The sequence below is a fragment of the Streptomyces mesophilus genome, assembly GCF_011044995.1.
GTDB lineage: Bacteria > Actinomycetota > Actinomycetes > Streptomycetales > Streptomycetaceae > Streptomyces > Streptomyces mesophilus.
In genome coordinates this window covers 1-21128 of sequence record NZ_JAAKZW010000002.1, presented here as the reverse complement: position 1 = coordinate 21128, position 21128 = coordinate 1, and the positions used below count along the sequence as shown (strand labels likewise).

General features: G+C 70.6%; 16 protein-coding genes. 9 read left to right on the top strand and 7 right to left on the bottom strand.

What is annotated here, in order from left to right; genetic code table 11:
- Positions 1-124 precede the first annotated feature (124 nt).
- Together G6045_RS00870 and G6045_RS00865 are read right to left on the bottom strand one after the other, a co-directional pair.
- A complete protein-coding gene (locus G6045_RS00870) occupies positions 125-1465 on the bottom strand; it encodes a wax ester/triacylglycerol synthase family O-acyltransferase (protein WP_165329770.1) in 1341 nt (446 codons plus the stop codon).
- A 198-nt stretch (positions 1466-1663) separates the two neighbouring features.
- Positions 1664-4255 carry a PA14 domain-containing protein gene (locus tag G6045_RS00865; RefSeq protein ID WP_206343133.1) on the bottom strand — a complete coding sequence of 864 codons (2592 nt, stop codon included), beginning with the start codon at positions 4253-4255 and terminating at the stop codon, positions 1664-1666.
- A gap of 208 nt (positions 4256-4463) precedes the next feature.
- Between G6045_RS00865 and G6045_RS00860 the strand changes: the two genes are divergently transcribed.
- The 6 genes from G6045_RS00860 (at position 4464) to G6045_RS00835 (ending at position 11180) form a co-directional block, all read left to right on the top strand.
- The gene (locus G6045_RS00860) at positions 4464-5489 is read left to right on the top strand and encodes a LacI family DNA-binding transcriptional regulator (protein ID WP_165329768.1); all 1026 of its coding nucleotides are present in this window, start codon (positions 4464-4466) and stop codon (positions 5487-5489) included.
- Positions 5490-5719: 230 nt separating this feature from the next.
- Positions 5720-6799: an ABC transporter substrate-binding protein gene (locus G6045_RS00855; protein WP_408056287.1), complete on the top strand. Its 1080-nt coding sequence runs from the start codon at positions 5720-5722 to the stop codon at positions 6797-6799.
- Between the two features lie 2 nt (positions 6800-6801).
- Entirely contained in the window at positions 6802-8337 is a 1536-nt protein-coding gene (locus tag G6045_RS00850) for a sugar ABC transporter ATP-binding protein (RefSeq protein ID WP_165329766.1), read from the top strand.
- Complete coding sequence (locus tag G6045_RS00845; RefSeq protein ID WP_165329765.1) at positions 8334-9296, top strand: ABC transporter permease; 963 nt, start codon at positions 8334-8336, stop codon at positions 9294-9296. The genes G6045_RS00850 and G6045_RS00845 overlap by 4 nt, the downstream gene beginning before the upstream one ends.
- The gene (locus tag G6045_RS00840) at positions 9293-10315 is read left to right on the top strand and encodes an ABC transporter permease (protein ID WP_165329764.1); all 1023 of its coding nucleotides are present in this window, start codon (positions 9293-9295) and stop codon (positions 10313-10315) included. Before G6045_RS00845 ends, G6045_RS00840 begins: the two co-directional genes overlap by 4 nt.
- 31 nt (positions 10316-10346) lie before the next feature.
- Positions 10347-11180 (top strand): hypothetical protein, encoded by an 834-nt coding sequence (locus tag G6045_RS00835; RefSeq protein WP_235967378.1) that lies wholly within the window; start codon positions 10347-10349, stop codon positions 11178-11180.
- Between the two features lie 59 nt (positions 11181-11239).
- On the opposite strand, the gene glgC is transcribed toward G6045_RS00835, so the two are convergent.
- From glgC to G6045_RS00820, 3 genes are read right to left on the bottom strand one after another with little or no spacing between them, the layout of a single operon-like run.
- A complete protein-coding gene (gene glgC / locus G6045_RS00830) occupies positions 11240-12457 on the bottom strand; it encodes a glucose-1-phosphate adenylyltransferase (RefSeq protein WP_165329763.1) in 1218 nt (405 codons plus the stop codon).
- Between the two features lie 23 nt (positions 12458-12480).
- Positions 12481-13650: a glycogen synthase gene (glgA, locus tag G6045_RS00825; protein ID WP_165329762.1), complete on the bottom strand. Its 1170-nt coding sequence runs from the start codon at positions 13648-13650 to the stop codon at positions 12481-12483.
- Positions 13651-13710: 60 nt separating this feature from the next.
- Entirely contained in the window at positions 13711-14463 is a 753-nt protein-coding gene (locus G6045_RS00820; protein WP_165329761.1) for a (2Fe-2S)-binding protein, read from the bottom strand.
- Positions 14464-14697: 234 nt separating this feature from the next.
- Here G6045_RS00820 and G6045_RS00815 point away from each other — a divergent pair, with 234 nt between their 5' ends.
- Both G6045_RS00815 and G6045_RS00810 read left to right on the top strand, forming a co-directional pair.
- Positions 14698-15402, top strand: coding sequence for a carbonic anhydrase (locus tag G6045_RS00815; RefSeq protein ID WP_165329760.1), 705 nt, complete (start codon positions 14698-14700; stop codon positions 15400-15402).
- Positions 15403-15603: 201 nt separating this feature from the next.
- Positions 15604-16839: a DMT family transporter gene (locus tag G6045_RS00810; protein ID WP_206343130.1), complete on the top strand. Its 1236-nt coding sequence runs from the start codon at positions 15604-15606 to the stop codon at positions 16837-16839.
- Here the strand turns inward: G6045_RS00810 and G6045_RS00805 are convergent.
- Both G6045_RS00805 and G6045_RS00800 read right to left on the bottom strand, forming a co-directional pair.
- Positions 16829-18154, bottom strand: a complete 1326-nt coding sequence (locus G6045_RS00805) for a transglycosylase family protein (RefSeq protein WP_165329759.1) — start codon at positions 18152-18154, stop codon at positions 16829-16831. The two genes, G6045_RS00810 and G6045_RS00805, sit on opposite strands and share 11 nt — an antisense overlap.
- A gap of 173 nt (positions 18155-18327) precedes the next feature.
- On the bottom strand, positions 18328-19314 hold the full coding sequence (locus tag G6045_RS00800; RefSeq protein WP_165329758.1) for an acetylxylan esterase: 987 nt from the start codon (positions 19312-19314) through the stop codon (positions 18328-18330).
- 114 nt (positions 19315-19428) lie between these two features.
- On the opposite strand from G6045_RS00800, the gene gndA reads away from it, so the two are divergent.
- Complete coding sequence (gene gndA, locus G6045_RS00795; RefSeq protein WP_165329757.1) at positions 19429-20868, top strand: NADP-dependent phosphogluconate dehydrogenase; 1440 nt, start codon at positions 19429-19431, stop codon at positions 20866-20868.
- The last annotated feature ends 260 nt before the right edge of the window (positions 20869-21128 follow it).

Here is a 21128-nt window from a genome sequence, read left to right as displayed (position 1 = left end):
GGGCGCACCGGCGCCATGAAGATTCCAAAAGAGGGATTTTACGGAGTGGAGGCGTTGCTCTCCAAACCGCTTCCCTCTTCGCGAACCCACCGCATCCGCGGGATCACTCCCAGCGATACCCGCCTCAGACCCCGGCCACCTCTCCAAGACCCCGCACTTCGTCGTGCAGGGCCTGCGCGAACAGCTCCAGGTCCGGCACCGCCCGGCCGTCCGCGACGAGCCCGTAGTGGACCCGCCCCCGGTACGTGGAGACGGCGACCGCGAGGGACTGGCCCTGGGCGAGCGGGGCGAAGGGGTACACCTCGGCGAGGGGGCAGCCGGCCAGGCGCAGGCCCAGGCTCGGCAGCGGGACGCTCGTGACGAGGATGTCGAAGAGCAGACGCGCCGACTGGGCCACGAGCGGACCCCCGAGCCGGTGCCCCAGGGGCGGAACGTGGTCCGCGAGCAGCGCCACGGCCCCGGCGCCGCGGTGCGCTCCGTCGTCCTTGCTGCGGTTCATGGCGGCGCGGACCGTGTCGAGGCGGCTGAGCGGGTCGGCTTGGTCGACAGGGAGTCGGATCAGGAAACCGGAGAGCCGGTTCCCCTGGGGCTGGTGCGCACGGGGGCGGCGGCGCGAGACCGGTATCAGAGCGCGCGGGCGCACTTCGTCGGCCGGCTCACCGCGCCCGGACAGCCAGCGACGCAGCGCTCCGGCGACGACGGCGATCAGTACGTCGTTGACCGTGCCACCGGCCTTCTTGCGGATGCGGTGGATGTCATCGAGGTCCAGCACCGCTCCGGCCGTGCGCCGGGTCCCGGTCGCCTCCGAGGCGAGGGCGCCACAGGACCGTACGTCCCAGGTCGCGCGGGCGACCGAGGCGCCGATGTCGAGGGCCTGGCCGAGAGCGCCGGCCTGGCGGCGCAGCGTCCGCGGCAGCGCTCCGGGCAGGTCGGCGAGCGCGCCGAGCAGACCACGCCCGGGCTCCTCCGCCGGCTCGGGGCGCGCGGGGCGCGGCACCACGGACTGCGGGTCCATCACCCCGGCGGCCAGGGTCAGCGCGCGCAGGCCGTCGGCGAGCGCGTGGTGAAACTTGAACAGCACCGCGAAGGACCTGCCGTCCGCCCCCGGCAGGACATGGGCCTCCCACGGCGGGCGCGAGCGGTCCAGGGGACGCTCCATGAGCGCGCCGGCCGCCGCGTGGAAATCGCCGGTACGGGGCGCCAGTTGTACGTGGTGGGCGGGGTCGAAGTCGGTGGCGGGCTCGCGCACCGCTCCCCCGGCGCCGAACCACACGTCCCGGATCCGCATCCGCAGCCCGGGCACCTGGGGTGCACGGGCCGTGAGGAGCTCGGCCGCGTGCTGGGCGGCCGAGGCGGAGTCGCAGGTGAAGACACCCAAGGCGCCCAGATGCATGGGGTGTTCGGGCGATTCGATGTTCCAGAAGGCCAGGTCGAGGGGGGCGAGCGGATCGGTGAGGGTAGCCATGCCCAGCTCTCGCGTCGACAACGGAAGCCAGCAGTCAACAGCTTGTTGACGACTACGGTCAAGCACGTCCGGAATACGGAACGTTACGGGCGCATCAATTCTCGCACCACCGCTCACCTGCCCCACAGGGACCACGTACGCATGCCCACGACCGCGGCCCGCCCCCTGCGCAGGGCAAGGAGCGGGCCACAGATCAGCTCAGGCGCACTGCGCACCTCCCGGCGCCGACGCGTCCCGGATCAACGCCTCATGTGCCGCCTTGATCCGCTGCTCGTCCGCCTTCATCACCCTGCGGTCGTAGGTGAGCAACCCGTTCAACTCGCCCTCGACATCGGTGATCTGGGTGTACACGGCCCCGTTGCCGCCCTGGCAGGCCAGCGTCCGCACCTTGTCGAACAGCCCGAGGTATTCGTCCGTGTACTTCGCCCGGTCCACCCCCACGTAGGTGTGGCGGACCGGCCACGCATGACCGGGCACGGCGAGCCCGAGGCCGCCGTACTCGCCGCTCACCAGCGCCCGCTTGCCGTCCGGCGCCGGCAGCAGCGGGCTGGGGTAGCCGTGGGCGTCGGCGATATCACCGTTGCCGCCGTCCACCGCGCCACAGCAGTTGAGCCCGCTCATGTTATTTACCAGTCGGCTCGGGTCCCAGGACTTGGCCTGGTCGGCGATGCGCGCCTGGTCGTACTGGCCCCAGCCCTCGTTGAAGGTGACCCACATGATCACCGACGGGCTGGAGACATGCTGGTCGATCATCTTCTTCATCTCGTGCTCGTACTGCGCCCGCGAGGCCGCGTCCGGGGTGCGCCCCGCCGTCATGGACGGCATGTCCTGCCAGACGAGCAGCCCCATCTTGTCGGCGTGGTGGAACCAGCGGTCCGGTTCGACCTTGATGTGCTTGCGCACCGAGTTGAAGCCGAGGTCCTTGTGCTTCTTCAGGTCGTACGCGAGGGCCTCGTCGCTCGGCGCGGTGTGCAGGCCGTCCGGCCAGAAGCCCTGGTCGAGGGTGGCCATGGAGAAGACCGGTTTGCCGTTGAGCAGCATCCGGGGTGTCCCGTCGACCGACTTGACCTCGATCGACCGCATCCCGAAGTAGCTCGTCACGCGGTCGCCGCCGACGGTGACCTTGAGGTCGTAGAGGTGCGGGTCGTCGGGTGACCACAAGTGCGGGTCGGGCACGGGGACATGGACGGTGCTGCCGGACGCGCCACGGGCCCGTCCGACCTCGCGCTTCCCGTCGTACGCGACGGCGGTGACGGGCACTCCCTCGCGTACGCCCTGGATGTCCACCGCGAGGCGCTCGCCGGCCACGTCGGGGATCAGCTTGAGCCCCTGGGCGTGGTCCGCGGCCACCGGCTCCAGCCAGACCGTCTGCCAGATGCCGGACGAGGAGGTGTACCAGATGCCGGACGGGTCGAGGCGCTGCTTGCCCAGCGGCGGGTTCTCGGCGCCGGTGGCGTCGGTCGGGTCGTAGACGCCGACGATCAGCTCCTGACTGCTGCCGGGCTTGAGCGCATCGGTGATGTCGGCGCTGAACCGGTCGTAGCCGCCCTTGTGTTCGGTGACCTTCTTGCCGTTGACGTACACGACGGACTGCCAGTCGACCGCGTCGAAGTTCAGCTTGATCCGCTGTCCCTTGTCGGACCAGTTGGACGGCACGCTGAAGGTGCGCCGGTACCACATGCGGTCCTCGTGGCGTTCGATGCCCGAGAGCTTCGACTCCACGGGGTACGGGACGAGAATGCGCTCGCCGAGACGCTTGCCGAACGGCGGCTGTTCACCGGCCGAGGCGCCGGCGAACTCCCAGGTGCCGTTGAGGTTCTGCCAGTTGGCGCGCTTGAGCTGCGGGCGGGGGTACTCGCGCCAGGCGTTGGACGGGCGGACATCCTCGCCCCACTGGGTGGTGAGCTGGTACTCGGAGTCGTTGGTGCCGCCGCTCCAGAAGGCGCCGACGGCTTTGCCGTCCTTGGCGCTCAGGCCGCCTTCGCCGTCGTAGCGGACGTCGACCTGGCCGCCCTGGCCGACGACGGGTTCGTCGAGGGCGATCAGGAGCTTGCGCGGGTCGGCGGGGTCCACGGTGGCGGTGCCGAGCGGCCATTGAGCGCCGCCGATCACGGCGTCGAGGTGATCGGTGAACTCCGCGGGCGGGGCGGCCAGTTCCTGGATGAAGTCCAGGCGCAGCGTGCGGCCGGAGGCGAGGACGGATCCGCCGTACGCCCCGTCGTAGTCGAAGCCGTCGGGGAGCCGGAAGGCCGACTGCGGGATCGGCTGCTTGGCCTGGCCCGGCTGGATCCAGTTGACGTGCAGGTTGGAGCCGCCGTAGTGCTCGAAGTACTCGACCTTGAAGTCGTACGCGGTGCCGGCGGTCAACTCGACTGCCTGGGAGGTCTGTTCCTTGTCCCAGTCGTCGACCCAGTGGTCGATCGCGAGCTTGCCGTCGATCCAGAGCCGGAAGCCGTTGTCACCGATCATGGTGAAGGTGTGGGCTCCGGTGCGCTCGGGGACGAGCTTGCCGGTCCAGCGCACGCTCGCGTCGTCGGAGCGGCCGGTCGCGGCGGCGAGGCGCGATTCGAGGTTGTCGAAGTCGAGGTTCGGGTCGAACCCGGTGGTCTTGAGCTCCGCGAAGTCGAAGGCTCCGGGGGCTGATTGCGTGTAGTACTCGCCCTTGAGACCGGGCGGCTTGACGGGGTCCTCGGCGGCCTGCGCCGCGGGGAGCGCGGTCAGTCCTGCGAGTCCCAGCAGGGCAGCGAGCAGTAACGCCAGTCGTCTTCTCACTCGCACTTGATCCTCCATCTCGAGCGGTTCGTGAGGAAGGGTGGCGGGTCGTCGGATGAGTCTGTACAACGTTGGAAGGAACGGCAGTTGGCATGACAGCACGGCACCGACCGGCTGTCCAGGGTCATGACAAAAGGCCAGTACACGCGCCTGTACATCGATGCAACGGCGAGAAGTACGTTGTCGCAGGCAGCGGCCAGGGGCGCCCGCCCCGGAGGGGAATCACGTGAGGGTGAGCCTCAAGGACGTCGCGGAACGCGCCGGCGTCTCGATCAAGACCGTCTCGAACGTCGTGAACAACTACCAGCACGTCACACCGGCGATGCGCGAGAAGGTCCAGCGCGCCATCGACGAACTGGGCTACCGGCCCAATCTGACCGCCCGCCACCTGCGCAAAGGCCGTACCGGCATCATCGCGCTCGCCGTGCCCGAATTGGGCAACCCGTACTTCGCCGAGCTCGCGGGCGCCGTGATCGACGCGGCCGCCGAGCACGACTACACCGTGCTGCTCGACCACACCCGGGGAGATCGCGAACAGGAGATCCTGGTCAGCCAGGGCTTCCGCGCCCGCGTGATCGACGGCCTGATCCTCAGCCCGCTCGAGCTCGAGGCCGACGATCTGCGCGCCCGTACCGACGACGTCCCGCTGGTGCTGCTCGGCGAGCGCGAGTACGACCTGCCGTACGACCACATCGCGATCGACAACGTGGCCGCGGCGCGTGCGGCGGTCCGCCATCTCCTGGGCCTCGGCCGCACCCGTATCGCCTTCCTCGGCGCCCGCACCGACACCGCCAACCGGCCCGCCCACCTGCGACTGCAGGGCTGGCGCGAGGAGTTGACCGCCGCGGGTCAGGCGGCACCCGACGGCCTGGTCGGACCGGTCGGCGGCTGGGACCGCGCCGACGGAGCGGTGGCCATGGCGCGGATGCTGGACGCGGGGATGCGGCCCGACGCGGTGTTCGCGTACAACGACCTGGTCGCGATCGGGGCGATGCGGGTGCTGCACGAACGCGGGCTCCGGGTGCCCTGGGACGTGGCGGTGGTGGGCTTCGACGACATCGTCGAAGGGCACTTCGGGGCCGTCACGCTGACCACCGTCGCACCCGACAAGCACGCCATCGCGCGCCTGGCCGTCGAGTCCGTGATCAGCCGTCTGAGCGGCGCCGCGGCGGCGAACGGGGAGCCGCGGGGACGTGAACTCACCGCCGAATTCCGGCTGGTGGAGCGTGAGAGCACGCTGGGGCGCCGATGAGCCGGTCATCGAACGAGCGTCGAAGGGCGCTCGCGCGAAGGGTTTACAGCCTCCTTCCAACGATGTAAACAATCCTCGGAACCACTCGGCGCACCCCGTCCACCACCGGCCGGGGCACGCCGGACCATCCGCACCGGACCGCGAGTTGACCGCACCAGCCGATCTCCCACGCGAGCCTGAGCGCCGCGGGGCCGCGCCGTAATGGGGACTCCATGAAGCCGACCGTTCGTCTGCGCCGTAAGACCGATCGCCGTAAGTCCACCCACACCCTGCTCACCGCCGGACTCTGTCTGAGCCTGGCGCTCGCCGCCGGCTGCGCCAAGTCCGAGGACGACCCCTCGGACGCCAAGGACACCAACGCAGGACAGGAGGTCGCCGAGCCCTCCGGCGACCAGAAGATGTGCGACATCGAGACCTTCGGCGGCAAGAAGCTGGACCTGAAGGGCGCCACGGTCGGCTTCTCGCAGTCCGAGAAGGAGGCCAACCCGTTCCGTATCGCGGAGACGGCCTCCATCAAGGCCGAGGCGAAGGAGCGCGGGATCAAGCTCCTCACGGCCAACGCCCAGTCGCAGTTCTCCAAGCAGATCAGCGACGTCCAGGACCTGATCACCAAGGGCGCGGACGTCCTGGTGATCGCGCCGCTGAACTCCGACGGCTGGGGCCCGGTCCTGCGGACCGCCGCGCAGAAGAAGATCCCGATCGTCACCATCGACCGGAAGATCAACGCGACGGCCTGCGAGGACTACGTCGCCTTCATCGGCTCCGACTTCGTCGAGCAGGGCAGGCGCGCCGCCGACCAGATGATCGAGGCGACCGGCGGCAAGGGCGAGGTGGCGATCCTGCTCGGGGCGCCCGGCAACAACGTGACGACCGAGCGCACCAAGGGCTTCAAGGACCGCATCGCGGAGAAGGCCCCGGACCTCGAGGTGGTCTTCGAGCAGACCGGCGAATTCGCCCGCGAGAAGGGCCAGTCGGTCACCGAGAACCTGATCCAGTCCAACCCGGACATCACCGGGATCTACGCCGAGAACGACGAGATGGGCCTGGGCGCCGTGAACGCGCTCAAGAGCGCCGGCAAGAAGGCCGGCGACGTCCAGATCGTGACGATCGACGGCACCCGCAACGCGGTGCAGGGCATCGTCGACGGCTGGATCTACGGGGTGGTCGAGTCCAACCCGCGCTTCGGTCCGCTCGCGTTCCAGACGCTCGACAGCTTCACCAAGGGTGAAGAGGTCGGACAGGACATCGTTATCAAGGACACCGAGTACTCCGAGGAGAACGCCAAGTCCGAGCTCGGCAAGGCGTACTGACGATGAGCGAACCCGTCCTGTCCGTCCAGGGCGTCACCAAGCGGTTCCCCGGGGCGCTGGCCCTCGACGGGGTGGACTTCGCCGCGTATCCCGGCGAGGTGCACGCCCTGATCGGCGAGAACGGGGCCGGCAAGTCCACCCTGATCAAGGTCTTCACCGGCGTCTACCACCCGGATGAGGGCCAAGTCCGCTACCAGGGCGAGCCGGTGGACTTCGGGACGCCGCTTCAGGCCCAGCACGCCGGGATCTCCACGATCTACCAGGAGGTCAATCTCGTCCCCCTGATGAGCGTGGCCCGCAACCTGTTCCTCGGCCGCGAACCCCGCAACCGCTTCGGACTGATCGACTTCCGGCGGATGCACCGGGAGGCCGACGAGGCGCTGCGCGACCTGGGCGTCCGCGTCGACGTCACCCGCGCCCTGCGCACGCTCGGCGTCGGCGCCCAGCAGATGGTGGCCCTGGCCCGTGCGGTCCAGGTGGACGCGCGGGTCGTGGTGATGGACGAGCCGACCTCGTCGCTCGAACCGCGCGAAGTGCAGACCTTGTTCCGGGTGATCCGGATGCTGCGCGACCGCGGCATCGCGGTGGTCTATGTCAGCCATCGCCTGGAGGAGCTGTACGAGGTGTGCGACACCGTCACGGTGCTCCGCGACGGAAAGCTGGTGCACACGGGCCCGATCGCCGAGCTCGACCGGCTGCGGCTCGTCTCGCTGATGCTGGGCCGGGCGATGGGCGAGGTGCAGAGCGAGGGGCTCACCAAGTTCAGCGGCGAGCACGACGCGGGTGGCGAACCGGTCCTCAGCGCACGGGGGTTGAGGATCCGGCACACCCTCCACGGCGTCTCCCTCGATATCCGCCCGGGCGAGGTCGTCGGTCTCGGCGGGCTGCTCGGCTCGGGCCGCAGCGAGACCGCGAAGGCCGTGGCCGGTGCGCTGCCGCCGGACGAGGGTGAGGTCCTGGTGGCGGGTTCCCGTATCCGTACGGGATCGACGCCTGCCGCCATCCGCGCGGGCATCAGCCTGCTGCCCGAGGACCGCAAGGCCGAGGGGATCGTGCCGGGTCTGTCGGTCCGCGAGAACATCGCGCTCGCCGCGCTGCCGGGCCTGTCCCGCTTCGGTCTGGTCGACGAGGAGCGGGTGGACCGGATCGTCGACACGTTCATGAAGCGCCTGCGGATCAAGGCCTCCGGTCCGCACCAGAAGGTCGGCGAGCTGTCGGGCGGCAACCAGCAGAAGGTGCTGCTCGCCCGCTGGCTGGCCATGCAGCCCAAGGTGCTGCTGCTCGACGAGCCGACCCGCGGAATCGATGTGGGCGCGAAGGCCGAAGTGCAGAAGCTGATCGACGAGTTGGCCGAGGACGGGCTCGGAGTGCTCCTGATCTCCTCCGACATGGAGGAGCTGATCGAGGGCTCGGACCGGGTGGTGGTCCTGAAAGACGGCGCCGTGGTCGCCGAGCTGACGGGCGACGAGGTGACCGAGGACCGGCTGCTCACGGCGATCGCCGCACAGCCCCAGGACCTGGAGGGCGGTCGGCGATGACCCAACTGGCCCTGCGCGGTGAGTCGTTGGACCGCGCCCGCATGATGCGTCTGCTGCAGGACTACGGCGTGTACGTGGGCGTCGTCGCCCTCCTGCTCGCCAACATCGTCCTCACCCCGCACTTCGTCTCCGCCGAGAACTTCCGCACCCAGGCCGTCCAGGTGGCCCCCGTCCTGATCGTCGCGCTCGGTATGGCGCTCGCGATCGGCAGCGAGGGCGTGGACCTGTCGGTGGGGTCCGTGATGGCCCTGTCCACCTCGCTGGTCTCGCTCTACCTGGGATACGGGCCGGCGGTGGCGATCCTGGTCGCGGTGATCGGCGGCATGGTGGTGGGTCTCGCGAACGGCTCGCTGATCGCCTTCATCGGGGTCCAACCCATCGTCGCCACCCTGGCGTTGATGGTGGCCTGCCGGGGGCTGGCGAATGTGTTCCTGCCGCAGCTCAAGGACGTCCGCGACCCCACGATGGCCTCGCTCGGCAGCGGCAGCGTCCTCGGCATCCCGTATCTCGTCCTGATCGCGGTCGCGCTCGCGCTGCTCGTCGCGTTCACCGTCCGCCGCACCACCTTCGGCCGCCAGCTGCTCGCCATCGGCGACAGCCGGCCCGCGGCGCAGCTCGCGGGGCTTCCGGTCCGCCGGGTGCTGATCATCGTGTACGTGGTGTCGGGCGCCCTCGCCGCCATCGCCGGTGTGCTCGCGACCGCCCGACTCACGGCCAGCGATCCGACCTCGCTGGGCAATCTGATGGAGCTGTCCGCGATCACGGCCGTGGTCGTCGGCGGCACATCGCTGAGCGGCGGGCGGGTGCGGATCGGCGGGACCGTGGCCGGTGCCGTGCTGATCCAGCTCCTGACCGCCACCCTCATCAAGCACGATCTGCCGCCGTCCTGGACGCAGATCGCCCAGGCCGTAGTGATCATCGCCGCCGTCTATGCGGCGCGGGAGCGGGGAAGGCGATGAGTACCGAGATGAAGAGCCCCGTGGTGGACGCTTCGCTGCCGGAGGAGGAGCCGCTCGGCGCGAGCCGCGGCGAACGCCTCACGGCGCTGGCCCAGCAGCACGGCGCCCTGGTCGCGCTGCTGCTCACCGTCGTGATCGCCTCGCTGAGCTTCGAGTCCTTTCCGACCTCCGACAACCTCGGCAATGTGGCGGTGGGTTCGGCCTTCCTCGCGATCATCGCCCTCGGTATGACCTTCGTGATCGTCACGGGCGGTATCGACCTCTCGGTGGGGTCGACCTTCGCGCTCGGCGGAGTCCTGGCCGCGTGGGGTTCGCAGTACGGCACGCTGGTCGCGCTGCTCCTTCCCCTGGCCGTCTGCGGGCTGATCGGCCTGGTCAACGGACTGCTGATCGCGAAGGCGCGGCTCGCGCCGTTCATCGTGACCCTGGCGGCGATGCTGCTGGCCCGCGGCGTCCTCCTGAACATCACGGACGAGGGCTCCACCACCTACCTCGTCGAGGAGAAGTCGTTCCTCGCGACACTCGGCGAGGAGAGTCTCCTGGGCGTGAGTCTCCTCGTGTGGATCACGGCCGTCCTGTTCGTGATCGGCGCGCTCGTGCTCCGCCGCAGCCGCTTCGGCCAGTACGTGTACGCGGTCGGCGGCAACGAGGACGCGGCCTCCCTGATGGGCGCCCCCGTGGCCCGTACGAAGATCGCCGTCTACACCCTGTCCGGCCTGTGCGCCGGACTCGCGGGCGCGCTCAACGCGGCGTATCTGATGTCCGGTGTGACGATCCTCGGCATCGGCATGGAACTCGACGCGATCGCGGCGGTGGTGATCGGCGGAACACTGCTCACCGGCGGCTTCGGCTTCATCAGCGGCACCCTCGCCGGTGTACTGCTGCTCCAGGTGATCAAGAACATCATCAACCAGATCGGCTCCCTGGACTCCTCCTACCAACAGGTGGTCAGCGGCGCCTTCCTCGCGGTCGTCGTGATCGCCCAGACATGGCTGGGGCGGCGGCGACGGATGCTGTGAGCCGGGTCGCCACCCGCTACCATCCGTGCGCATGACGATGCGGGGGTGGCGGCTGGGTGTCGTGGCGGTGGTGGCGGCGCTGTGCGTCTCCGGAGCCGGAGGACCGCAAGTCATCCGCACGGCGTCCGACCTCGGCCCCCTGCCGGCCGACCGCTACGACTACACGTCGCAGGACTACCAACGGGAGCTGCGGGCAACGGCGTTGCTGGTCCGGCAATGCATGGCGGAGCACGGCCACCCGGATTTCCCGCTCGATCCCCGCCACTCCGGCGATCCGATCACGCTCACCATGGTCGCCACCGACTACGGCGCCCTGGATCTCCGCTCCGCTCGCCGCTGGGGCTACGGCTGGGATCCGGCGACGTCCCTGGTGCCGCAGCCGAAGGGCCGCGGGATGACCGACTCCGAGTACGCGGACTTCCCCGGCTGCGGCACCGAGGCGAATCGGCGGCTGATGCGCGGCATCGACGTCAAACGGGACTGGCTGTACGCCGGCACCCGGGCGGTCGAAGTCGACAAGGCCGTGAAGCGTGACCCGCGCCTGCATGCCGCGTGGGAGGAGTGGTCCCGCTGCATGGCAGAGCAAGGATTCACGCGCTACCCCGACCCCGTGGCGGCGTACACGGACGACGCCTGGCAGCGCGGCCGTGACGGCAACACCCGGCAAACACCGCGGGAACGGGCCACCGCCACCGCGGACGTGCAGTGCAAGCTCCGCCACGGCACGGCCGAGCTCTGGCACGCGGTGCGGGCGCGGGCGCAGACCGCGGACATCGCCCGCCACCATGACCGCTACACCGCCGGTCTGCGGGCGCTGCGGACGCACCGGGCCACCGTCGGCGAGGTGCTCCGGGACCTCGGCTGACCAGGCGCGGACGCGTCGATGCGCTTGCGGTGCGCGCCCAAGCCCCTTACCCAAAGCCGCTATTCGACCCGCTGCCCCTTCCCCAGGGCGATCACCCCGGCCTTGGAGACCGTGTAGAGCTCCTGGTCCCGTTCGGGGTTGACGCCGATGGTCGCGCCGGGTGGGACGTCCACGTTCTTGTCGAGTACGGCGCCCCGTACGACCGCGCCGCGCCCCACGCGGACGTTGTCGTGCAGCACCGAACCCTGCACGACCGCACCGGCCTCCACCACCACGCCCGGGGAGAGCACCGACCCGGTGACCTGGCCGCTGATCACACAGCCGGGGCTGACGATGGACTCCCCCGCGATCCCCCCGGCCACGAACTTCGCGGGCGGCAGCTGGCCGGAGTGGGTGTAGATGGGCCAGCGGCGGTTGTAGAGGTTGAAGACCGGGTGGTCCGAGATCAGGTCCATATGGGCTTCGTAGTACGCGTCCAGGGTGCCCACGTCGCGCCAGTAACCGTGGTCGCGACCGGTCTCGCCGGGGACGTGGTTGTCGTCGAAGTCGTAGAGCTGGGCGACCCCGCGGTCGGTGAGCATCGGCAGGATCGAGCCGCCCATGTCGTGCTTGGAGCCGGGGTCCTCGGCGTCCTTCTGCAGGGCGTCGACGAGGGTCTTGGTGGTGAAGAGGTAGTTGCCCATCGAGGCGAAGACCTCGTTGGGGCTGCCGGGAAGTCCCGGCGGGTCGGTGGGCTTCTCCAGGAACCGCTCGACGCGGGTGCGGTCCTTGGCGGGCGTGATGATGCCGAAGGACGAGGCCTCGGCGCGCGGCACCCGTATGCCCGCGACCGTGACGCCTGCGCCGGACTCGATGTGCTGGTTGAGCATCTGGCGCGGGTCCATGCGGTACACGTGGTCGGCGCCGAACACCGCGATGTAGTCCGGCTGTTCGTCATGGACGAGGTTGAGGGACTGCAGGATGGCGTCCGCGCTGCCGGAGAACCAGCGCGGGCCCAGACGCTGCTGGGCCGGCACGGGGGTGACGTAGTTGCCGAGCAGGCTGGACATCCGCCAGGTCGTCGTCACATGCCGGTCCAGGGAGTGCGACTTGTACTGGGTCAGCACGCAGATCCTGAGGATGTCCCCGTTCACGAGGTTGGACAGCACGAAGTCGACGAGGCGGTACATGCCCCCGAAGGTCACCGCCGGTTTCGCGCGGTCGGCCGTCAGCGGCATCAGCCGCTTGCCCTCCCCACCGGCCAGGACTATTCCGAGCACCGAAGGTCCGCCACGCATCGCCGCCCCCAAGTTCGCCGACTTCACTGCCTCGTACGACCGTTCAGTACCGCCTCGTACAACTCCGCCGTCCGTCGCGCCACCGCGTCCCAGCCGAAAGCGCCGACGGCCCGCTGCCGTCCGGCCGCGCCCATCCGGGCCGCGAGCCCGGTGTCCCGTACGAGGCCGTTGAGCGCGAAGCCGAGCGCGTACTCGAATCCGTCCGTGTCCTTCTCGTCGTACGGCACGAGCAGCCCGGTGTCCTCGGTGACCACCTCGGGTATCCCGCCGACCTTCGAGGCCACCACGGGCGTCGCGCAGGCCATCGCCTCCAGGTTGACGATGCCGAGCGGCTCGTACACCGAGGGGCAGGCGAACACGGCCGCGTGCGTGAGGAGATGGATGACCTCGGGCCGCGGCAGCATCTCCGGGATCCAGTGCACGCCCGAGCGGGTGCCGCTGAGCTCCTCGAACAGGGCACGGAACTCGCGGTCGATCTCAGGGGTGTCCGGGGCGCCCGCGCACAGGACCAACTGGATGTCGGGGTCCAACTGCCGTGCGGCGCGCAGCAGATGGGGCACGCCTTTTTGGCGGGTGATCCGGCCGACGAACAGGACGTACGGCCGTCCGGGGTCGATCCCGTGCCGCAGGAGCGCGTCAGGAGACGGACGGGGCCGGTACAGGCCGGTGTCGATGCCGTTGTGGATGACGTGCACCCGGTCCGGGTCGATCGCCGGATAGCTCTCCAGGATGTCGGTGCGCATCCCGTGCGACACGGCGATCACGGCGTCCGCCGTCTCGATCGCGGTCCGCTCGGCCCAGCACGACAACGCGTAGCCGCCGCCGAGCTGTTCGGCCTTCCACGGGCGCAGAGGCTCCAGGGAGTGCGAGGTGATCACGTGCGGGATGCCGTACAGCAGCTTGGCCAGGTGTCCGGCGAGGTTGGCGTACCAGGTGTGGGAGTGCACGAGGTCGCGGTCGGCGACGGCGGCGGCCATCGACAGATCGACGGAGAAGGTCCGTAACGCGTCGTTGGCGCCGGCGAGCTCCGGCCAGGCGGCGTGCCGCGTGACACCGGCCTCGCGCCCCTCACCCCAGCAGTGCACCCGGACATCGGCCAGGGCCCGTAACTCCCGTGCGAGGAACTCCACATGAACCCCGGCACCGCCGTACACATCCGGCGGATACTCACGGCTGAGCAGTCCGACCTTCACCCTCAGCCCTCCGGCTCCTGCGACGGCGGTCCCTCGTACGGCGATGGCGCCTCCTCATGGTCACCCACTTCGGCGGGTTGCGGAAGAGCCCGGTGGCGTACGGAAACAACAGTCGCCGCAGACGCCCCCGCCGGGGATCCGGTAGTAGAGGCAGCAGCTGCGGCGGCGGAGGCCCGCTTCGGTGAAGGTTCCGGTGCCGCTCAGGCGGGGGTCCTCGAAGAGGACTTCGGTCAGGGCGCGGGCGCGCACGGCCGCGTGCGGATGTCCTGTGCGCTGGGCCCAGCGGTGGAGCTCGCGGGCCGCGCCGGCCAGGGCGGAGCCCGCGTTCCCCCACAACAGGGCCTCGGAGATACGGAATTCGGCGCGCACGGCCGCGGCCAGCGGGGCCAGATGCTGGTCGAGGACGGTCGCGACGAGGTCGGTGGCGGGGCGGGAGGCGACGCCGGGGCGGGCGGCGTCGGCACACTCATTTCCGATCAGGGCGAGGTCGTCGGGGGCGGAGGCGTCGGGGTCCCAGTGCAGCCGTGCCGGGTCCAGGTCGGGGATGCGGCCGTGCAGTGCGGCCGAGCCGAGCGCGATGGACCACAGACGCGCGGCCAGGCCGAGTTGGGCGATGGACACGGCGATACGGGGCTCCTGTGCGCCGATCGCCGACGCCACCTTGCCGACGCGGAAGGCAAGCGGTTCGCGCCGGCCCGCAAAGAGCGCGGCGAACGTGGCGCCCTCGGACGCCGCACCATCCGTGCGCAGAGGGAAGAAGCCGCCGACCGAGGCGACCAGGCCGAGGTCGGCGGGAGTCAGGGGCTCGGGCATGGCGTTCATGCTCGCAGGGCGGGCCGGGCGCCCGCAGAGCGGGGGCGGCGGCAGCGGCCTAGGACGCTCGCACGGCGGGGCGCGCTCGCAGAGTGGGTAGGACGCCCGCACGGTGGGGCGCGCACACGCGGAGCGGGGTGTGGTCGGAGCCGGCCGCCGCCGTACGTCACTCACAGGTGGGGTTCCTCCACCGTCCCCGGTGTGGCGGCCCGGCACGCTCCCCACCATGACGCCATGACCACGCACCCGCATGACTCCACAGCGCCCCACCGCCACGGCCGCCGCGCCTTCCTCGGGCTCGGCGTGGCCGCCGTCCCCCTGGCCGCCCAGCTGCCCGCCCCGCGCCCGACGGACCGGGCGCGCGTCCCCCGTACCGCGGCACAGGCGCTGCGCCGGCTCCGTACCGGCAACGCGCGCTATGCCGACGCCCACGCACGCCACCCCCACGAGGGCCGCAGCTGGCGGCGGGCGGTGGCGGTCGCCCAGCATCCGTTCGCCGTCGTGCTCGGCTGCATCGACTCACGGGTCCCTCCCGAGCTGGTCTTCGACCAAGGGCTCGGGGACCTGCTGGTGATCCGGACGGCCGGACACGTCCTGGACGAGGCGGTGCTCGGCAGTGTGCAGTACGGCGTTGCGGAACTCGGCGTACCTCTTGTGGTCATCCTCGGGCATGAGCGCTGCGGCGCGGTGAGCGCGGCGGTCGCACAGGTACGCGACGGCGGACAGGTGACCGGGCATCTCGCGCCGGTCGTGAACGCGATCGCGCCGGCCGCACGGGCGACCCGCTTCGGGCCGGGTGACTGGGTCGACAACGCGGTGAAAGCGCACGTCGACCGGGTGGTCGCCCAGGTCGGGGCCGATCCTGCGCTCGGTCCCGCCGTGGTCGTGGGGGCGCGTTTCGACCTCGACAGCGGCCGGGTGCGGTTCCGGCGGGCCTGACCCGGCAGCCGCGGGCGCCCCACGGAGCACTCCCCTCGCAGGTCACCGAAGCCCACCCAGGGGACTACACACAGTTCCGCGTACTCCAACGGCAGTACCTCCGAATGCGTGCTCAGGGACGACGACCGGGCGGAATGAAAGCGTCATCGTGGGTGTTATGAACCCCGACCGCTTGCCGCACGAGAACGCCCGGAGGGACACATGAGTGCCCTCGCGTTGTCCGTGCTCCTGTCGTTCGTATCCGCCATCGCCTATGCCGGCGGAGCGATCGTCCAGGAGCGCGTCGCCACGACCGGACGCACCCACTCGTACGCCCCGCTGCGCAGCACGGGTTGGTGGCTCGCGGTCGTCCTCAACGGTCTGGGCGGACTGCTGCATGTGGTCGCCCTCGCCTACGGCCCGCTGAGCGTCGTCCAGCCGCTCGGTGCGCTGACCATCGTCTTCGCCCTGCCCATGGCCGCGCTGTTCGTCGGCCGCAAGGCCGGTTCGACCGCCTGGCGCGGGGCGATCATGGCCACCGTCGGTCTCGCGGGCATGCTGGCCCTGACCGGCTCCAGCGACTCGCACGCCATGGACGGCACCGAGCAACTGCTCGTCGCGGTGACCACGCTCAGTGCGCTGGCCGCACTGGCGGTGGCCGCCCACGCGGTGCACCGGCACCCCGTGATCCGCAGCGTGCTGCTCGCGGTCGCCTCCGGTATCTCCTTCGGCATGGCATCGGTGTTCACCAAGAACGTCACGGTGGACTTCACGCCGGGCAGCGTCCTGCACGAGCTGCCCGGGCTGATCATGATCGCCGTGCTCGCGGTCGGCGGTCTGCTCCTGTCGCAGGCCTCGTACCGGGGCGCGGGCCTCGCGGCGCCGCTCGCGGTGCTCACGGTCGTGAACCCGGTGGTCGCGGCGGCGGTCGGTCTGACCCTGTTCGGCGAGTCCTTCCGGTACGGCCTGACGGGCACTCTGCTCGCGCTCGGCTGCGGTGTGGTGGCGGCGGGCGGGCTGATCCTGCTGACCACCGAGCGCATCGGCCAGGCCTCGTCCACGACGCAGATCGTGGCCTCGTCGGAGGATGTCGCCCCGGAGCCCGCCGCGGACTTCGCGGACGGCGTCGGCGACGATCTCGCCGACGACCTCTCCACGGCCGACCTGCTCGTCCCGGAGAACGTCCTGGTGCAGGACACCGTCCAGGTTCCCGACACCGTGCATGTGCCCGACATCGTCCAGGTGCCGGACTCCCCCGCCTCGCTCTCGGCCGAAGAGGTCGTACGGTCCCTCGCCGCCGAGGACGAGAACGGCACCGCGTCCGAGCGCCGGGGCGTACGCGCACTGCCCGGCATCCCGGGTCAGCCGCCCGCGGTCGCGTACGACGCGCAGGACCACGGCCACGACGACGTGGCCCGCCGGCACGGCGGACCCTGCGACCGCATGATCAGATCTTGACGCCGCCCGCGCGCAGATAGCCCAGCGGGTCGACATCGCTGCCGTATTCGGGCCCCGTCCGCACCTCGAAGTGCAGATGGGGCCCGGTGCTGTTCCCGGTGGAACCGGAGCGGGCTATGCGCTGGCCCGCGTTCACTGTCTGGCCCTGCTTGACGACCAGCGCGGACAGGTGCGCGTACTGCGTGTACCGCCCGTCCTCGTGCCGTATCACCACCTGGTAGCCGTACGCGCCGCCCCAGCCGGCCGTGACCACCTTGCCCCGGGCCACCGCCTGGACCGAGGTCCCGGTGGGCACGGGGAAGTCGACGCCGGTGTGATAGCCGCTGGACCAGGAGCCGCCGGCCGCGCGGTACGGGGTGCTGGGGCCGGCGGCCACGGGGGCGGTACGGCGCGGTGAGGTGCTCTGGCCGCTCGGCTTGTTGTCCGCCGGCTTCGCGTCGGACTTGCCTGCATCGGACTTGCCCGCGGACTTCGCGGGCTCGGTCTTCTTCGCGGGCCGCTCGGTCTTCTTCTTCGGCGGTTGCTCGGCCTTCTTCTTCGGCGGTTCGGTCTTCTTCCCCGGCTGCCCGGCTTCGTCCGGCGAGGCTTTCGGAGGCCGGGTGGAAATCCCGCCCGCCTGTCCGTCGAGGGTCAGCCGCTGGCCCGGCAGGATCAGATCCGGATCCGCGCCGACCACCTTGCGGTTCGCCTCGTACAACTGCCGCCAGCCGCCGCGCACTTCGCGCTCCTGGGCGATGGCGGAGAGGCTGTCCCCGGTCATGACCGTGTACATCTCGGTGCGCCCGGCCTTGGACTGGGGCGTGGTCTCGGGCTTGGTGTCCGCCCGGTCGGCGGATCTCTTCTGCGGGGCGCTCTCCCGCGGTGGCGTCTTCTGCGCCGCCTTCTGAGGCGCCGTCTTGCGAGGCGCCGCGGCCTGCGCGGGCTCGATGTCCGGGGACTCACCGCCGCGGGTGAGACCGGCGCGGACCGAGCAGACCGGCCAGGCACGCGGACCCTGCCCCTTGAGCACCTTCTCCGCGATGGCGATCTGCTGGTCCTTGGTGGCGAGATCGGCACGCGGCGCATAGCGCGTGCCGCCGTACGCCTCCCAGGTGGACTGCTTGAACTGGAGCCCGCCGTAATAGCCGTTGCCCGAGTTGATCGCCCAGTTGCTGCTGGACTCGCACGCGGCGACTTTGTTCCAGGTGCCCACATCGGCCGCGTGCGCGGGGGCGCTGCCGATCAGCGGCAGTGCCATCGAGGCGCCGCCGATCGTGACGGTCAGCGAGGCGCGGTTGATCCTCGTGGGCTGGTGACGGCGATGACGGCCCGGCATGGTCTCCCCCAAACGACACGCGTCAAGGCCCGCAAACGTAATGGTGCCGAACAGGCCATGACAAGAGGGTCTTCAGCCGCCTCACCGACAAGTACGGCCACGGCGACAAGTACGGCCACGCCGACAAGTCCGCCGCCAACCGCCCCAGTTGATCAACCGCGCCCATATACCCCTCAGTCGCCTCGGCCGGCCCTCAGCCTCCCGGGCAGCCACCGCAGTTGTACGGCCTGCTGGTAGGGGCCGCCGCCCTCGTGGTCGTTGAAGTCGTACACCTCGATCGTCTTGTCCTCGCCGGCATACGCGTTGAAGGCCGCGAACACCGTCGACGGCGGGCAGGTCTGGTCCTCGAGCGCGGCCGAGAACAGCGCGGGAGCCCGGCCCCTGGCCGCGAAGTGCACCCCGTCGAAGTAGGAGAGCGTGCGCAGCGCGTGCGCGGGATCGGCACGGCGGGCCTTGAGATAGCTGCCTATCTCGCGGTACGGCATCCGGTCGGTGAGCGAGACCGCCCGCGGGAAGTCGCACAGGAACGGCACGTCGGGGGAGATCGCCGCGAGGTCGGGGACGAGTCCGCCGACCGCGATCGTGACGCCGCCGCCCTGGCTGACGCCGACCGCGGCGGTGCGCGAGGCATCCACCAGGGGGTGGGAGCGGGCGGCTTCGACGGCCCGTACGGCATCGGTGTAGAGGCGGCGGTAGTAGTAGTCGTGCGGGTCGTCGATACCGCGGGTCATATAGCCGGGGTACGCGGGTCCGCTGCCCACCGGGTCGGCGGTGGCGCCTTCGGCCCAGCCCGCGCTGCCCTGTCCGCGGGTGTCCATCACGAAGTGCGCGAACCCGGCCGAGGCCCACAGGAGATGCATATGGGGAAGGCCGCGCCCGCCGCCGTATCCGATGTATTCGACGACCGCCGGAACCGGCTCGCTCGTATCGGCCGGAAGGACCAGCCAGCCCTTGACCGCATGCCCGCCGAAACCGGCGAAGGTCACGTCGAACACATCGACTCCGCTGAGGCCGGTGTCCACCGGCTCGAAACGCGCGTCGAGCTCGTGCTCCCGGGCTTCGGCGAGGGTTTTCGACCAGAATTCATCGAAATCGTCAGGGGCCGGGAATTCCGCACGGTAGGCGCGGAGTTCATTGATCGACATATCGAACAAAGCCATACGGACACCACTCCCCAACAGATCATCGGACAGGCTGTCGGGAAGATATCGCAGTGCCACAAGCGATACTGACGTCACGGCAGCACTTCCGAAACAGGCCCAGGAGCTACAGGCATGAGCACTTCAGCCCAGATCGGCGTCACGGGACTTGCGGTCATGGGCCGCAACCTCGCCCGCAATTTCGCGCGCAACGGCTACTCCGTCGCCGTGCACAACCGCACCGCCGCGAAAACCCGCGCGCTCGTCGAGGAGTTCGGGGACGAGGGGACCTTTGTGGCCGCCGAGAGCGCCGAGGAGTTCGTCGCCGCCCTGGAGCGCCCGCGCCGGCTGGTCATCATGGTCAAGGCCGGAGATCCGACGGACGCGGTGATCCGTGAGTTCGCGCCGCTCCTGGAGCCCGGGGACATGATCATCGACGGGGGCAACGCGCACTTCGCGGACACCCGCCGCCGCGAGAAGGAGCTGCGCGAGCAGGGCATCCACTTCGTCGGCACCGGCGTCTCGGGCGGCGAGGAGGGCGCGCTGCTCGGCCCGAGCATCATGCCCGGCGGCTCCGTCGAGTCGTACGCCACGCTCGGCCCGATGCTGGAGAAGATCTCCGCGAAGGCCGCCGACGGCACCCCGTGCGTCACGCACTGCGGCCCTGACGGCGCCGGGCACTTCGTGAAGATGGTGCACAACGGCATCGAGTACGCCGACATGCAGCTGATCGCCGAGGCGTACCACCTGCTGCGCGAGGTCGCGGGCTACTCCCCCGCGGAGATCGCCGACATCTTCCGTACGTGGAACCAGGGCCGCCTGGACTCGTACCTCATCGAGATCACCGCCGAGGTCCTGTCCCATGTGGACGCGGCCACCGGCAAGCCCTTCGTGGACGTCGTGCAGGACCAGGCCGAGCAGAAGGGCACGGGCCGCTGGACCGTGCAGATCGCGCTCGACCTGGGCGTACCGGTCTCCGGGATCGCCGAGGCGGTCTTCGCGCGCTCGCTGTCGGGCCACACCGAGCTGCGGGAGGCCTCGCGCGGCCTGGCCGGGCCCTCGGTCACGCCGCTCGGCGACGCCGAGAAGGCGGCCTTCGCGGACAAGGTGGAGCAGGCGCTGTACGCGTCCAAGATCGTCTCGTACACGCAGGGCTTCCACGAGATCCAGGCCGGCTCCGAGGAGTACGACTGGAACATCGACCTGGGCTCCGTGGCCGCGATCTGGCGCGGTGGCTGCATCATCCGGGCCGCGTTCCTCGACCGTATCCGCGCGGCCTACGACGCCCGTGCCGATCTGCCGTCGCTCCTCGCGGACAAGAGCTTCGCGGAGGAGATCGCGGCGGCGCAGGACGACTGGCGCGCGGTGCTGGTCGCGGCCACCCAGCAGGGTGTGCCGACGCCGGGCTTCTCGGCGGCGCTCGCGTACTACGACGCGCTGCGCGCCGAGCGGCTGCCGGCGGCGCTGACGCAGGGGCAGCGGGACTTCTTCGGTGCGCACACCTACCGGCGCACGGACCGTGAGGGCTCGTTCCACACGCTGTGGGGCGGGGACCGGTCGGAGGTCCCGGCCTGAACCGGGGCTTCCCGCACGTGAGTTGAGGGGCGGCAGCCGTGACGGCTGCCGCCCCTCGGCGCACCGGCGGTGCTTGCTCCGCGCGGTGCGGCCGTACTCAGGACGCGGGTCCCGGCGCAGGCTCCGGCTCCGGTACGGGGTCGGGGCCCGGCGGCTGCGGAACGGGCGACGGGGCCGGCTCCGGATCGGGCGACGGGTGCGGGAACGGGTCGGGCAAGGGGCCCGGGTCCGGGGGCGGCTCGGGGTACCCGGGGTCCGGC

Coding starts and splice junctions, on each gene's coding strand:
- G6045_RS00870 (WP_165329770.1), bottom strand. CDS start 1,465: ATGGCTACCCTCACCGATCCGCTCGCCCCCCTCGACCTGGCCTTCTGG.
- G6045_RS00865 (WP_206343133.1), bottom strand. CDS start 4,255: ATGGAGGATCAAGTGCGAGTGAGAAGACGACTGGCGTTACTGCTCGCT.
- G6045_RS00850 (WP_165329766.1), top strand. CDS start 6,802: ATGAGCGAACCCGTCCTGTCCGTCCAGGGCGTCACCAAGCGGTTCCCC.
- G6045_RS00845 (WP_165329765.1), top strand. CDS start 8,334: ATGACCCAACTGGCCCTGCGCGGTGAGTCGTTGGACCGCGCCCGCATG.
- G6045_RS00840 (WP_165329764.1), top strand. CDS start 9,293: ATGAGTACCGAGATGAAGAGCCCCGTGGTGGACGCTTCGCTGCCGGAG.
- G6045_RS00835 (WP_235967378.1), top strand. CDS start 10,347: ATGACGATGCGGGGGTGGCGGCTGGGTGTCGTGGCGGTGGTGGCGGCG.
- glgC (WP_165329763.1), bottom strand. CDS start 12,457: ATGCGTGGCGGACCTTCGGTGCTCGGAATAGTCCTGGCCGGTGGGGAG.
- G6045_RS00820 (WP_165329761.1), bottom strand. CDS start 14,463: ATGCCCGAGCCCCTGACTCCCGCCGACCTCGGCCTGGTCGCCTCGGTC.
- G6045_RS00815 (WP_165329760.1), top strand. CDS start 14,698: ATGACCACGCACCCGCATGACTCCACAGCGCCCCACCGCCACGGCCGC.
- G6045_RS00810 (WP_206343130.1), top strand. CDS start 15,604: ATGAGTGCCCTCGCGTTGTCCGTGCTCCTGTCGTTCGTATCCGCCATC.
- G6045_RS00805 (WP_165329759.1), bottom strand. CDS start 18,154: ATGCCGGGCCGTCATCGCCGTCACCAGCCCACGAGGATCAACCGCGCC.
- G6045_RS00800 (WP_165329758.1), bottom strand. CDS start 19,314: ATGGCTTTGTTCGATATGTCGATCAATGAACTCCGCGCCTACCGTGCG.
- gndA (WP_165329757.1), top strand. CDS start 19,429: ATGAGCACTTCAGCCCAGATCGGCGTCACGGGACTTGCGGTCATGGGC.